Source organism: Pseudomonas sp. TE3911 (genome assembly GCF_054062775.1).
Genome location: NZ_JBSSFP010000001.1, coordinates 6,171,557 through 6,186,466, shown reverse-complemented (window position 1 = coordinate 6,186,466; position 14,910 = coordinate 6,171,557). Strand labels below are relative to the sequence as shown.

Annotated in this window: 11 protein-coding genes and 4 tRNA genes; all 15 read right to left on the bottom strand. The window is 54.6% G+C overall.

Annotation, left to right across the window (positions count from 1 at the left end):
• Positions 1-136 precede the first annotated feature (136 nt).
• The 15 genes from rpoC to birA all read right to left on the bottom strand — a co-directional run bounded on the left by rpoC (position 137) and on the right by birA (position 14,854).
• Complete coding sequence (gene rpoC, locus ACVWXD_RS28160) at positions 137-4,336, bottom strand: DNA-directed RNA polymerase subunit beta' (RefSeq protein ID WP_032884534.1); 4,200 nt, start codon at positions 4,334-4,336, stop codon at positions 137-139.
• Positions 4,337-4,400: 64 nt separating this feature from the next.
• Complete coding sequence (gene rpoB / locus ACVWXD_RS28155; RefSeq protein WP_032884533.1) at positions 4,401-8,474, bottom strand: DNA-directed RNA polymerase subunit beta; 4,074 nt, start codon at positions 8,472-8,474, stop codon at positions 4,401-4,403.
• 219 nt (positions 8,475-8,693) lie between these two features.
• Positions 8,694-9,059, bottom strand: a complete 366-nt coding sequence (gene rplL / locus ACVWXD_RS28150) for a 50S ribosomal protein L7/L12 (RefSeq protein WP_003176432.1) — start codon at positions 9,057-9,059, stop codon at positions 8,694-8,696.
• Positions 9,060-9,137: 78 nt separating this feature from the next.
• Positions 9,138-9,638 carry a 50S ribosomal protein L10 gene (gene rplJ / locus ACVWXD_RS28145; RefSeq protein WP_003232405.1) on the bottom strand — a complete coding sequence of 167 codons (501 nt, stop codon included), beginning with the start codon at positions 9,636-9,638 and terminating at the stop codon, positions 9,138-9,140.
• Positions 9,639-9,837: 199 nt separating this feature from the next.
• The gene (gene rplA / locus ACVWXD_RS28140; RefSeq protein WP_032884532.1) at positions 9,838-10,533 is read right to left on the bottom strand and encodes a 50S ribosomal protein L1; all 696 of its coding nucleotides are present in this window, start codon (positions 10,531-10,533) and stop codon (positions 9,838-9,840) included.
• Positions 10,533-10,964 carry a 50S ribosomal protein L11 gene (rplK, locus tag ACVWXD_RS28135; protein WP_003176435.1) on the bottom strand — a complete coding sequence of 144 codons (432 nt, stop codon included), beginning with the start codon at positions 10,962-10,964 and terminating at the stop codon, positions 10,533-10,535. Before rplK ends, rplA begins: the two co-directional genes overlap by 1 nt.
• Before the next feature lie 117 nt (positions 10,965-11,081).
• Entirely contained in the window at positions 11,082-11,615 is a 534-nt protein-coding gene (gene nusG / locus ACVWXD_RS28130) for a transcription termination/antitermination protein NusG (protein WP_003176436.1), read from the bottom strand.
• Between the two features lie 9 nt (positions 11,616-11,624).
• Positions 11,625-11,993: a preprotein translocase subunit SecE gene (secE, locus tag ACVWXD_RS28125; RefSeq protein ID WP_181643757.1), complete on the bottom strand. Its 369-nt coding sequence runs from the start codon at positions 11,991-11,993 to the stop codon at positions 11,625-11,627.
• 45 nt (positions 11,994-12,038) lie between these two features.
• Positions 12,039-12,114 (bottom strand) — tRNA-Trp (locus ACVWXD_RS28120).
• Positions 12,115-12,275: 161 nt separating this feature from the next.
• Positions 12,276-12,351: transfer RNA gene (locus ACVWXD_RS28115), tRNA-Thr, on the bottom strand.
• Between the two features lie 25 nt (positions 12,352-12,376).
• Positions 12,377-12,450, bottom strand: a tRNA-Gly gene (locus ACVWXD_RS28110).
• A gap of 24 nt (positions 12,451-12,474) precedes the next feature.
• Positions 12,475-12,559 (bottom strand) — tRNA-Tyr (locus ACVWXD_RS28105).
• A 142-nt stretch (positions 12,560-12,701) separates the two neighbouring features.
• Positions 12,702-13,148, bottom strand: coding sequence for a hypothetical protein (locus ACVWXD_RS28100; protein WP_095186174.1), 447 nt, complete (start codon positions 13,146-13,148; stop codon positions 12,702-12,704).
• A gap of 7 nt (positions 13,149-13,155) precedes the next feature.
• Complete coding sequence (locus tag ACVWXD_RS28095; protein WP_095186173.1) at positions 13,156-13,905, bottom strand: pantothenate kinase; 750 nt, start codon at positions 13,903-13,905, stop codon at positions 13,156-13,158.
• The gene (gene birA / locus ACVWXD_RS28090; protein ID WP_095186172.1) at positions 13,895-14,854 is read right to left on the bottom strand and encodes a bifunctional biotin--[acetyl-CoA-carboxylase] ligase/biotin operon repressor BirA; all 960 of its coding nucleotides are present in this window, start codon (positions 14,852-14,854) and stop codon (positions 13,895-13,897) included. Before birA ends, ACVWXD_RS28095 begins: the two co-directional genes overlap by 11 nt.
• Positions 14,855-14,910: the final 56 nt, after the last annotated feature.

The window sequence follows — 14,910 nt, the reverse complement described above, 5'->3', positions numbered from 1 at the left end:
AGGGGTACAAGAGTCTAAAGAGGATCTTGCCCCCAGTCAAGGCAAGGCCCCGACCTCCCCTCTCGTCGAACCGGGGCAGAATTGCCTCGATCCGACGAATGGGACTGCCAGGGCCCAGACTTATTTATTGCAGAACTCAGTTACCGCTTGAGTTCAGCGCTTCGGTCAGTGCAGCTTCCACTTCACTGGCGCTTACGCGCAGCGGCTTGTCAGCATCACGGCGGCGCTTACGCTCGCTGTGGTAAGCCAAACCGGTACCAGCCGGGATCAGACGACCCACGACCACGTTTTCTTTCAGGCCGCGCAGGTAATCGCGCTTGCCGGTTACCGCTGCTTCGGTCAGTACGCGAGTGGTCTCCTGGAAAGAGGCCGCCGAGATGAACGACTCAGTGGACAACGACGCCTTGGTGATACCCAGCAGGACACGAGTGAACTTGGATACGAATTTCTCGTCGCCAGCCAGACGCTCGTTCTCTACCAGTACGTGAGTCAGTTCCATCTGGTCGCCCTTGATGAAACTGGAATCGCCGGATTCAGCGATTTCAACTTTACGCAGCATCTGACGCAGGATGGTCTCAATGTGCTTATCGTTGATCTTCACGCCTTGCAGACGATAAACATCCTGGATCTCGTTAACGATGTACTTGGCCAGCGCACTCACACCCAGCAGACGCAGGATGTCGTGTGGATCGCTCGGGCCGTCGGAGATAACTTCGCCGCGGTTTACCTGTTCGCCTTCGAAGACGTTCAGGTGACGCCACTTCGGAATCAGCTCTTCGTACGGATCGCTACCGTCGTTCGGGGTAATAACCAGACGGCGCTTGCCTTTAGTCTCTTTACCGAACGCGATGGTGCCGCTGACTTCAGCCAGAATCGATGCTTCTTTCGGACGACGAGCTTCGAACAAGTCGGCAACACGCGGCAGACCACCGGTGATGTCACGGGTCTTCGAAGTTTCTTGCGGGATACGAGCGATAACATCACCGATCGCAATCTTCGCACCATCCGCTACACCGACCAGGGCGTTAGCTGGCAGGAAGTACTGAGCGATTACGTCAGTGCCTGGCAGCAACAAGTCCTTGCCGTTGTCATCGACCATCTTAACGGCAGGACGGATGTCTTTACCGGCAGCGGGACGATCTTTCGCGTCGAGTACTTCAATGTTGGTCATACCGGTCAATTCGTCAGTCTGACGCTTGATCGTGATGCCTTCTTCCATGCCCACGTAGGTCACGGTACCTTTCATTTCGGTAACGATTGGGTGAGTGTGCGGATCCCACTTGGCCACGATTGCGCCAGCGTCGACCTTGTCACCTTCTTTAACCGAAATCACAGCACCATACGGCAGCTTGTAACGCTCACGCTCACGACCGTAGTCGTCAGCGATTGCCAGCTCACCGGAACGGGATACCGCAACCAGACAACCATCCACTCGCTCAACGTGCTTCAGGTTGTGCAGACGGACAGTACCGCCATTCTTCACCTGAACGCTGTCAGCTGCGGAGGTCCGGCTTGCCGCACCACCGATGTGGAACGTACGCATGGTCAGCTGGGTACCCGGCTCACCGATGGATTGGGCAGCGATAACGCCGACCGCTTCACCGATATTCACCTGGTGACCACGAGCCAAGTCACGGCCATAGCACTTGGCGCAAATACCGTAGCGGGTTTCGCAGCTAATCGGCGAGCGAACAATCACTTCGTCGATGCTGTTGAGTTCGATGAACTCGACCCACTTCTCATCAACCAGAGTGCCGGCAGGAACGATGATTTCCTCAGTACCTGGCTTGAACACGTCACGCGCAATAACACGACCCAATACGCGCTCACCCAGCGGCTCTACAACGTCACCGCCTTCAATGTGCGGAGTCATGAGCAGGCCGTGCTCGGTGCCGCAATCGATCTCGGTTACAACCAGATCTTGTGCAACGTCTACCAGACGACGTGTCAGGTAACCGGAGTTAGCGGTTTTCAACGCGGTATCCGCCAGACCTTTACGAGCGCCGTGAGTGGAGATGAAGTACTGAAGTACGCTCAAACCTTCACGGAAGTTCGCAGTAATCGGCGTTTCGATGATGGAACCGTCCGGCTTGGCCATCAGGCCACGCATACCGGCGAGCTGACGGATCTGCGCAGCAGAACCCCGTGCGCCCGAGTCGGCCATCATGTACATCGAGTTGAAGGACTCCTGGTCGACTTCGACGCCATGACGGTCGATGACTTTCTCTTTCGAGAGGTTGGCCATCATCGCCTTGGAAACTTCATCGTTCGCCTTGGACCAAAGGTCGATCACTTTGTTGTACTTCTCGCCCTGTGTTACCAGGCCCGAGGCGTACTGGCTTTCGATCTCTTTCACTTCGTCAGTAGCAGCACTGATGATGCGGGCTTTTTCATCCGGGATAACAAAGTCGTTAACACCGATGGAAACGCCGGAAATGGTCGAATAAGCAAAACCGGTGTACATCAACTGGTCAGCGAAGATAACAGTCTCTTTCAAACCAACCACGCGGTAGCACTGGTTGATCAACTTGGAGATCGCTTTTTTCTTCATCGGCAGGTTGACGACATCGTACGACAGACCTTTTGGCACAACTTGATACAACAGTGCACGGCCGACAGTAGTGTCGACGATACGAACGTTGCTCACGCTTCCGCCATCACGATCGTTGACGGTTTCGTGGATCCGCACCTTGACCTTGGCGTGCAATGCGGCTTCGCCGGCACGGAACACACGGTCAACTTCCTGCAAGTCCGCAAATACACGACCTTCGCCTTTGGCGTTGATCGCTTCACGCGTCATGTAGTACAGACCCAATACAACGTCCTGCGACGGAACGATGATTGGCTCACCGTTGGCTGGCGACAGAATGTTGTTGGTCGACATCATCAACGCACGCGCTTCCAGCTGGGCTTCCAGCGTCAGCGGTACGTGCACGGCCATTTGGTCGCCGTCGAAGTCGGCGTTGTACGCAGCACAGACCAGAGGGTGCAGCTGAATAGCCTTACCTTCGATCAGTACCGGTTCAAACGCCTGGATACCCAGACGGTGAAGGGTCGGTGCACGGTTGAGGAGGACCGGGTGTTCGCGAATCACTTCAGCAAGAACGTCCCAAACCTCTGGCAGTTCGCGCTCGACCATTTTCTTGGCCGCTTTGATGGTGGTCGCGAGACCGCGCATTTCCAGCTTGCCGAAGATGAACGGCTTGAACAGCTCGAGAGCCATCTTCTTAGGCAGACCGCACTGGTGCAGACGCAGGGTCGGGCCTACGGTAATTACCGAACGACCGGAGTAGTCAACACGCTTACCGAGCAAGTTTTGACGGAAACGACCTTGCTTACCCTTGATCATGTCGGCCAGGGATTTCAGAGGACGCTTGTTGGAACCCGTGATAGCGCGACCACGACGACCGTTGTCGAGCAGGGCATCAACCGCTTCTTGCAACATACGCTTTTCGTTGCGCACGATGATGTCCGGAGCGGACAGATCAAGCAGGCGCTTCAAGCGGTTGTTACGGTTGATCACGCGACGGTATAGGTCGTTGAGGTCGGAGGTCGCAAAACGACCGCCGTCCAACGGTACCAGCGGACGCAGGTCTGGCGGCAGAACCGGCAGAACGGTCAGCACCATCCACTCTGGCAAGTTGCCGGAACCCTGGAAGGCTTCCATCAACTTCAGACGCTTGGACAGCTTCTTGATCTTGGTTTCGGAGTTGGTTTGCGGAATTTCTTCACGCAGACGGCCAATCTCGTGTTCCAGGTCAATAGCGTGCAACAGTTCGCGGACCGCTTCGGCACCCATGCGGGCATCGAAATCGTCGCCGAACTCTTCAAGCGCCTCGAAGTACTGCTCGTCGTTCAGCAACTGACCCTTTTCAAGGGTGGTCATGCCTGGGTCGATAACGACATAGCTCTCGAAGTAGAGAACGCGCTCGATATCACGCAGGGTCATGTCCATCAGCAAACCGATACGGGACGGCAGCGATTTCAGGAACCAGATGTGGGCAACCGGGGAAGCCAGTTCGATGTGCGCCATGCGCTCACGACGAACCTTGGCCAGTGCAACTTCAACGCCACACTTCTCGCAGATCACACCACGGTGTTTCAAGCGCTTGTACTTACCGCACAGGCACTCGTAATCCTTTACCGGGCCAAAGATCTTGGCGCAGAACAGGCCGTCACGCTCAGGTTTGAACGTACGGTAGTTGATGGTTTCCGGCTTTTTAACTTCACCGAACGACCACGAACGGATCATCTCAGGCGATGCCAACCCAATACGGATGGCGTCGAACTCTTCGACTTGACCCTGGTTTTTCAGCAAATTCAGTAGGTCTTTCAAGGCCTTTCCTCCTGGCGGAGCAGAGAGCGGGCTAAACAGCCCCGCTCTCGATTCGCGTCACGTGTTATTCGGTTTCCAGATCGATATCGATGCCGAGGGAACGAATTTCTTTGATCAACACGTTGAAAGACTCGGGCATGCCCGGCTCCATACGGTGATCGCCGTCCACGATGTTTTTGTACATCTTGGTACGACCATTCACATCGTCCGACTTCACTGTGAGCATTTCTTGCAGAGTGTAAGCAGCACCGTATGCTTCCAGTGCCCAGACCTCCATCTCCCCGAAACGCTGACCACCGAACTGAGCCTTACCACCCAGCGGCTGCTGGGTAACCAGGCTGTACGAACCGGTAGAACGAGCGTGCATCTTATCGTCTACCAAGTGGTTCAGCTTCAGCATGTACATGTAGCCAACAGTAACCGGGCGCTCAAACTTGTTGCCGGTACGGCCGTCGAACAGCTGCATCTGGCCGCTTTCTGGCAGGTCTGCCAGTTTCAGCATGGCCTTGATTTCGCTTTCCTTGGCACCGTCGAACACCGGGGTAGCCATCGGAACGCCACCGCGCAGGTTCTTCGCCAGATCCAGGATTTCCTGGTCGGAGAAGGTGTCCAACTCTTCGTTGCGACCGCCGATCTCGTTGTAGATCTCGTGCAGGAACTTACGCAGGTCTGCGACCTTGCGCTGCTCTTCGATCATACGGTTGATCTTCTCGCCCAGACCTTTGGCCGCGAGGCCCAGGTGGGTTTCAAGGATCTGACCAACGTTCATACGCGAAGGTACGCCCAGCGGGTTGAGGACCACGTCGACCGGAGTGCCATTGGCATCGTGCGGCATGTCTTCAACGGGCATGATCACGGAGACCACACCTTTGTTACCGTGACGACCGGCCATCTTGTCGCCCGGCTGGATGCGACGACGGATTGCCAGGTAAACCTTGACGATTTTCAGCACGCCTGGAGCCAGGTCATCGCCCTGCTGCAGTTTGCGCTTCTTATCTTCGAACTTGTCGTCCAGCAGACGGCGGCGATCAACGATGTACGCCTGGGCCTTCTCGAGCTGCTCGTTCAGAGCATCTTCAGCCATGCGCAGTTTGAACCACTGGCCGTGCTCAAGACCGTCGAGGATTTCGTCGGTGATGTCCTGACCTTTCTTAAGACCTGCGCCGCCTTCAGCCTTGTGGCCTACCAAAGCGGAACGCAGACGTTCGAAGGTCGCGCCTTCAACGATACGGAACTCTTCGTTCAGGTCCTTGCGGATCTCGTCGAGCTGAGTCTTCTCGATGGACAGCGCACGAGCATCACGCTCAACGCCATCACGGGTGAAGACCTGTACGTCGATGACAGTACCCTTGGTACCAGTAGGTACACGCAGGGAGGTGTCTTTAACGTCGCTGGCTTTTTCACCGAAGATGGCACGCAACAGCTTCTCTTCCGGAGTCAGTTGGGTCTCGCCTTTCGGAGTGACCTTACCAACCAGGATGTCGCCTGCGCCAACTTCAGCACCTACGTAAACGATACCGGCTTCGTCCAGCTTGTTCAGTGCAGCTTCACCCACGTTCGGGATGTCCGCAGTGATCTCCTCCGGCCCAAGCTTGGTGTCACGTGCCACACAGGTCAGTTCCTGAATGTGGATCGTGGTGAAGCGGTCTTCTTGAACAACACGCTCGGACAGGCAGATGGAGTCTTCGAAGTTGAAGCCGTTCCACGCCATGAACGCGATGCGCATGTTCTGACCCAGTGCCAGTTCACCCATGTCGGTGGACGGGCCGTCGGCCATGATGTCGCTACGCTGGACGCGATCACCCTTGCTCACCAGCGGACGCTGATTGATGCAGGTGTTCTGGTTCGAGCGGGTGTATTTGGTCAGGTTGTAGATGTCGACACCGGCTTCGCCAGTTTCAACTTCATCATCAGCAACACGAACCACGATACGGCTGGCATCAACAGAGTCGATCACGCCGCCACGACGAGCCACGACGCAAACGCCGGAGTCACGCGCTACGTTACGCTCCATGCCGGTACCTACCAGCGGCTTGTCAGCGCGCAGGGTCGGTACAGCTTGACGCTGCATGTTGGAACCCATCAACGCACGGTTGGCGTCATCGTGCTCCAGGAACGGGATCAGCGACGCTGCAACCGAAACTACCTGCTTCGGCGAAACGTCCATCAAAGTGACGTCTTCCGGCGCCTTGACGGTGAACTCATTCAGGTGACGAACAGCTACCAGCTCGTCAATCAGGACTTTCTTGTCGTTCATCGTGGCCGAAGCCTGAGCGATCACGTGATCAGCTTCTTCGATGGCGGACAGGAACACGATCTCGTCAGTGACCAGAGCGTCTTTCACCACACGGTACGGGCTCTCGAGGAAACCGTATTGGTTAGTGCGCGCGTAGGCCGCCAAGGAGTTGATCAGACCAATGTTCGGACCTTCCGGTGTTTCGATCGGGCAAACGCGACCGTAGTGCGTCGGGTGTACGTCACGAACTTCAAAGCCAGCACGTTCACGGGTCAGACCGCCCGGGCCCAGTGCGGAAACACGGCGCTTGTGGGTGATCTCGGAGAGAGGGTTGTTCTGGTCCATGAACTGCGAGAGCTGGCTGGAACCGAAGAACTCTTTCACCGCCGCAGCCACTGGCTTGGCGTTGATCAGGTCTTGCGGCATCAGGCCTTCGCTTTCAGCCATCGACAGACGCTCTTTGACCGCACGCTCAACACGCACCAGACCAACGCGGAACTGGTTCTCGGCCATTTCGCCTACGCAGCGAACACGACGGTTACCCAGGTGGTCGATGTCATCGACGATGCCTTTACCGTTACGGATGTCGACTAGAGTCTTCAGTACCGCAACGATGTCTTCTTTGCACAACACGCCCGAACCTTCGATCTCGGTACGACCGATACGACGGTTGAACTTCATCCGACCGACCGCAGACAGGTCGTAACGCTCAGGGCTGAAGAACAGGTTGTTGAACAGGGTCTCAGCAGCGTCTTTGGTTGGTGGCTCGCCAGGACGCATCATGCGATAGATCTCGACCAGCGCTTCCAGTTGGTTGCTGGTGGAGTCAATCTTCAACGTGTCAGAGACGAACGGACCGCAGTCGATATCGTTGGTGTACAGGGTCTCGATGCGAACAACCTGAGCCTTGGCGATTTTGGCCAGGATCTCAGTGTTCAGCTCGGTATTGCACTCAGCCAGGATTTCGCCTGTAGCCGGGTGAACGATGACCTTGGCGGTAGTGCGGCCCAGGACGTAGTCCAGAGGCACTTCCAGCGACTTGATACCGGCCTTTTCGATCTGGTTGATGTGGCGCGCAGTAATACGACGGCCAGCCTCAACGATTACCTTGCCATTCTCATCCTGGATATCCAGGACAGCAATTTCACCACGCAGACGCGATGCGATGAGCTCCAGGCTGAGGGTTTCATCCTTCAGGCTGAATACGTTGGTGGTGTAGAAAGCGTCCAGCACCTGCTCGGTAGTATAGCCGAGCGCGCGCAGCAGCACAGAAGCTGGCAGCTTGCGGCGACGGTCGATACGCACGAACACGCAGTCTTTAGGATCGAACTCGAAGTCCAACCACGAACCGCGGTACGGAATGATCCGCGCGGAGTACAGGAGTTTGCCGGAGCTGTGCGTCTTGCCGCGGTCGTGGTCGAAGAACACACCCGGTGAACGATGCAGCTGAGAAACGATAACACGCTCGGTACCGTTGATAACGAAGGTACCGTTTTCAGTCATCAGTGGGATTTCACCCATGTAGACTTCTTGCTCTTTGATGTCCTTGATCGCTTTATTCGACGACTCTTTGTCGAAAATGATCAGACGGACTTTTACCCGCAAAGGTACGGCGTACGTAACACCGCGCAACACGCATTCTTTGACATCAAATGCCGGTTCGCCCAGGCGATAACCGACGTACTCCAGCGCAGCATTGCCGGAGTAGCTGATGATCGGGAAAACGGATTTGAAGGCCGCATGCAGGCCCACGTCGCGGAACTGATCTTTGGTCGCTCCCGCCTGCAAGAATTCACGATACGAATCCAGCTGGATAGCCAGAAGGTACGGGACATCCATGACGTCCGGCAACTTGCTAAAGTCCTTGCGGATACGTTTTTTCTCAGTATATGAGTAAGCCATCAGCGTTCCCCAGCTTGGTCACCTGCTTGTTTGGCCCCTCCGACGGGAGCAGCCAGAAAATCTTGCAAACCCCATGGTTTGCACCACCGCTTCGGATGGCTACAGCGCGTTAATGGCGGCGACCGAGTCGACAGCCAATAACGGAAAAAGGCCGGTGGCAAGAGCCACCAGCCATCAGCCTTCAGCTTAACGCTTGGGCTGGAGACGCAAAGTCGATGCTTACTTCAGCTCGACTTTAGCGCCTGCTTCTTCCAGAGTAGCTTTGGCTTTGTCAGCTGCGTCTTTCGACACTGCTTCCAGAACCTGGGCAGGAGCGCCGTCAACTACAGCCTTGGCTTCTTTCAGGCCCAGACCGGTCAGTTCACGTACTGCCTTGATCACGTTTACTTTCTTCTCGCCAGCTTCCAGCAGCATGACGTTGAATTCGGTTTGCTCTTCAGCAGCAACAGCAGCAACTGCTGGGCCAGCGGAAGCAGCGGCAGCGGAAACGCCGAATTTTTCTTCGAAAGCTTTGATCAGCTCAACAACCTGCAGAACCGACATTTCAGCTACGGCGTTGAGGATATCGTCTTGGGAGATAGACATTGCTGTATTTCCTGAATTGGGGGACGGCCTACGCGGCCATCGAAATAAACAAAAATACGCGAGAGAAGTCGCTCAGCCTTAGGCTGCGGCAGCTTCTTTTTGCTCGCGAACTGCAGCCAGAGTACGAGCCAGCTTGCTGGTAGCGCCTTGAATCACGCTCATCAGCTGCGAAATGGCTTCGTCGCGGGTCGGCAATGTTGCCAGTACGTCGATTTGGTTAGCTGCGAGGAACTTGCCCTCGAACGCAGCTGCCTTGATCTCGAACTTATCCTGACTCTTGGCGAATTCCTTGAACAAACGGGCAGCAGCGCCTGGATGATCTTTGGAGAAAGCGATCAGAGTCGGGCCGGTGAACACGTCATTGAGAACACTGTATTCAGTGTCAGCAACAGCGCGCTTGAGCAGGGTGTTACGTACAACACGTACGTATACGCCAGCTTCACGAGCCTCTTTACGGAGTCCGGTCATAGCGCCTACTGTCACACCACGGGCATCAGCCACGACAGCGGACAGGGCAGCTTTGGCAGCCTCGTTGACTTCAGCGACGATGGCCTTCTTGTCTTCGAGATTAATTGCCACGGGTTTAACTCCTGCTTGTTACCGTTTCATCTGGCCTAGGCCGGATGTCGTTTTGGTGTCTGATTCGGTAAGGAACCGGGAGCACCATCTGCGTAGGCTTTTGGTTTAAGACTTGCGTCGCCTACGGTCTTGGATAGCCCCCGCCAGGCAGGGACCCCAATTTTTTCAATTGACGCAATCGCTTGCGTCAATCTGTGTCTTATACGTCCAGCGAGCCTTGGTCGATGACCAGACCTGGGCCCATAGTGGTGCTCAGGGTAACGCGCTTGACGTAGATACCTTTAGAAGAAGCTGGCTTGATACGCTTAAGATCAGCGATCAGGGCTTCAACGTTTTCCTTCAGCTTGACGGCGTCGAAACCGACCTTGCCAACGGAGGTGTGAATGATGCCGTTTTTGTCGGTGCGATAACGAACCTGACCAGCCTTGGCGTTTTTAACCGCGGTAGCTACGTCTGGCGTTACAGTGCCGACTTTAGGGTTAGGCATCAGGCCACGTGGACCAAGGATCTGACCCAACTGACCTACAACACGCATTGCATCCGGGGAGGCAATAACTACGTCGTAGTTCAGGTCGCCGCCTTTCATTTCGGCAGCCAGGTCGTCCATGCCAACGCGATCAGCGCCAGCGGCCAGAGCAGCTTCAGCTGCCGGGCCTTGGGTGAAGACGGCTACACGTACAGTCTTGCCAGTACCGTGTGGCAGCACAGTAGCGCTACGAACGACTTGGTCGGACTTACGCGGGTCCACACCCAGGTTTACAGCAACGTCAACGGACTCGCTGAATTTGACAGTCGACAGCTCGGTCAACAGGGCTGCAGCGTCTACAAAGCTGTAGGCCTTGCCTGCTTCGATTTTGCCGGCGATAGCCTTTTGGCGCTTGGTCAGCTTAGCCATTACACACCCTCCACGTTAAGGCCCATGCTACGAGCAGAACCGGCGATGGTACGCACGGCTGCATCCATATCAGCTGCAGTCAGATCCGCGTTTTTGGTTTTCGCGATTTCTTCCAGCTGAGCACGAGTTACAGTGCCGACTTTAACGGTGTTAGGACGAGCGGAACCGCTAGTCAGACCAGCAGCCTTCTTCAGCAGAACCGAAGCCGGGGTCGACTTAGTTTCGAAAGTGAAGCTACGGTCGCTGTATACAGTGATGATCACTGGAGTCGGCAGACCTGGTTCAAGACCCTGAGTACGGGCGTTGAAGGCCTTGCAGAATTCCATGATGTTCACGCCATGCTGACCCAGAGCTGGACCAACAGGTGGGCTTGGGTTGGCCTGAGCGGCCTTCACTTGCAGCTTGATGTAAGCGGTAATTTTCTTGGCCATGAGGCACTCCAATTACGGGTTCAAACGCCTCGAAAGGCTCCCCGGTTACTTGCGCGTTTATCCCAGTGACGACAAAACCCCACAGCCTAAGGCTGCGGGGTTGGGATGCTTAGCCAGCTAGACCTTCTCGACCTGGCTGAACTCCAACTCTACAGGAGTAGAGCGACCGAAAATGAGCACTGCCACTTGGATCCGGCTCTTCTCGTAGTTAACCTCTTCGACAGTGCCGTTAAAATCAGCAAACGGACCATCTGTAACACGAACAACCTCACCCGGCTCGAACAAAGTCTTCGGCTTAGGCTTGTCACTACCATCAGCAACGCGACGCAGAATTGCTTCTGCCTCTTTATCAGTGATCGGAGCAGGCTTATCAGCGGTACCGCCAATGAAACCCATGACACGAGGCGTATCCTTGACCAAATGCCAAGTACCTTCATTCATGTCCATCTGAACCAAAACATAGCCAGGGAAGAACTTACGCTCACTTTTACGCTTCTGACCATTCCGCATTTCAACCACTTCTTCAGTGGGAACCAGAATTTCGCCGAAGCCATCTTCCATGCCTGCCAGCTTCACGCGCTCTAGCAAAGAGCGCATAACATGCTTCTCGTAACCCGAGTAAGCATGAACAACGTACCAACGCTTAGCCACGGGACACCCTTAGCCAACAATCAAGGAAACAAGCCAACCGAGCAGGGAATCAAGCCCCCACAACAGCAACGCCATAACCAGAACAACAGCCACAACAATCAACGTGGTCTGCGTGGTTTCTTGGCGAGTCGGCCAAACGACTTTACGGATTTCGGTGCGAGCTTCCTTTACCAGTACCGCAAAAGACTTGCCTTTAGCAGTCTGCAAGCCCACAAAGGCAGCCACAACAGCAATAACAAGCAAAGCGAGCACACGGTACAGGATCGGCGAAGCAGAATAGTACTGATTGCCAACTACGCCTACGACCACCAACGCTACAACAACTAGCCACTTGACGAGATCGAAACGAGAGCTTTGAGCTTCAGCCTTAGGAGTCATCTATGAAGATCCTGTGAAAAGAAAGCCAGACACACCACGTGAATCTGGCAGGTCAGGAGGGAATCGAACCCCCAACCTACGGTTTTGGAGACCGTCGCTCTGCCAATTGAGCTACTGACCTAAAACAAAATCAGGCCGACCATTATGCAGGCCTGAAAAAGACTTTACAACAACCAACCCCAACAGACTTGATACAACCTGGCAAAACCACCAGATACAAAACACTCAAGCCGAGGCAGCTGTTAAAACAAAGGCAGATATTTTCATATCTGCCTTGTTATATGGAGCTCTTGAGCGGATTTGAACCGCTGACCTCACCCTTACCAAGGGTGTGCTCTACCAACTGAGCTACAAGAGCAAAACACATGCACAACCTGCAAACTTGGAGCGGGTAGCGGGAATCGAACCCGCATCATCAGCTTGGAAGGCTGAGGTTCTACCACTAAACTATACCCGCGGAGCTTGCAGCTCACGCTAAAAATGGTGGAGGGGGAAGGATTCGAACCTTCGAAGTCGTAGACGTCAGATTTACAGTCTGATCCCTTTGGCCGCTCGGGAACCCCTCCTAAGCGAGCCGGCATTTTACATTACGCCGACCTTCTGTCAAGCATTTTCTCATTTAAATTATGAGGTTAGCTGCATTGACGCCGCATCTCATTAAATCCCCCTAAAGGTCTTCACTGCGAAGCGGGCGCCATTCTATGCAAACTATTCGACAGTTGCAATGCCTTCGCACAGCATTATTTTATGTTTTAACTCATTGAATTCCTTAACAAGGTTTTCAAAGGGCAGATCTTCAGCCAGGCGCCGGCTTTCCGGGGCCACCCGGAGCCAGTAACCTTGAGCATCTGGCGTACTCAGCAGTTGAACCTTGACCTTTATATCCAAGCTAGTGAGACGCTGCTCGACAGATTGCGCTTGGCGCTGGTCTGTAAATCCACCAATGTACAAACAGGTATTTTGCGAATCAGATACCTTTGCCCGCTCCCTGCGGATCACTGCATCCGAAGATTCACTCAGCAGACGAATATCCTGCTGAGCACCTCGATAGAGACTCAGAGGAGTAACGTCTTTAGCGCGCAGCGGGGCCTCTTGCTGGTGCCATATGTAGTAAAAGGCGTTGAGGATCAGTAAAAGCAAAAACAGCCAACGCATAAACACCTCAAGATAACGGGCACGCCATCGCCAGACCAACGAAAACCAAATCAGGAACGAGTCGAGCCTGCGGCACAGAGCCCAATACCAAATCAGCATCTCCGCCAGTCAGGAATATACTGAAGTCATCGCCCCAGTAGCTGCGCGCGAGCTCTACCTGGGTCAGAACAAATCCTCGAAGCATCAACGCACAGCCTCGCTCTACTGCCTCAACTGTTGTACGACCTGGTGAGAGGCACTCCAAAGCCCTTTCAGCAGCGGCATCGCCATACCTTATCTTTCGTGTATGTGTACGCAGCTGATTCCTCATGAGAGACATGCCCGGACAAATAAAGCCTCCCAGGTGCTCGCCATCCTCAGCTATAAAATCTGCAGTCGCCGCAGTGCCAAAATCGAGCACCAAGCAGGCACCCGAGGCCAATTTAAATCCACCGAGCATTGCCAACCAGCGATCCAGACCAAGGCGCTCAAAATCTTCGTAGCCGTTACGTACCCCAGCCACTTCACGAGCTGAAGCAGCACTGGTAACAACAACACCAAATGTCTCCACAAGCGCTTCAACCAGTTTTTCCGTCTCTTCCTGCGCACGGACGCTCACCAACCTGCAACGCGTCAGCAACAACTCAGGCAGCGCCAGCAGGCTATCAATCAAGGCAGCATCCGAACCTGCAACACCTTCAGCCGAGGCGTTCACCCCGCTCGAATCAAGCACACGCCATTTGATAAAGCTATTCCCACAGTCGAGCTCAAGAATCATCACGCAACCTCAGGCTTAGCTCACCACCACTGTATATTTTCTCAACACCATCAACACTCAAACGCAAAGCACCTTGACGATCAACACCCAGCACCACTCCATCGACCTGGTTGACACCGGCTATAAGCGACACAGCCCTCCCCTGCCAAGCGTGATTTTTCTCCCACTCATTCTGAAGCTCGGCAAAACCTAGCACCCGGTGTCGACCCAAGTAGCCTTGCAACTGCAAACCCAGCCGGGCAATCAGGGCGTTTCGATCAACAGGAAAACCCGTCTCTAACTGCACTGATGTCCATTGCTGATCAACCTCGTCAGCCTTCTGCATATTGACGTTGATGCCTATTCCAAGGACAACGTGACAGATATCAGCAGGATCCCCTACGAGCTCCAGCAAAATCCCGGCAATTTTCTTTTGCCCTACGAGAACGTCGTTTGGCCATTTTAAAGTCGCAGTCTGAACTCCAGACTCACGCAGGGCTTGCATGACCGCCAATCCAACCACAAGACTTAAGCCTTCCAACTGCCGAAGACCATCCTCAATACGCAATACAAGGCTGTAATAGACATTCTGGGCAAATGGACTGACCCACTTTCGACCACGCCTGCCTCTTCCCGCCGTTTGCTGCTCCGCAAGCACCAGAAAGGGCGTCGCGCACTCAACCCCAGCAAGACGCAAAGCTTCGGCATTTGTTGAGTCAATGGAATCGTAGATATGGATAGGCCATGCTAAATCAGGGGCATGCTGCTCAATTTCCGCAGCACTCAAGAAAACCAATGGGGATGCTAATTGATACCCCTTTCCACGAACCTTATGAACAGGCAGATTCAATTCGGCCTCAAGGTGCTGGAGTTGCTTCCAGACAGCACTGCGACTGACGCCCAGGGCGGCGCCAAGTGCTTCCCCGGAATGAAATCGGCCATCTTTCAGAAGTTCTAACAACGTCAGCATGCAAGTATCGCCTCACAATGAGGAACGCATGATAGCCATGCGAAAGACCATTGCAT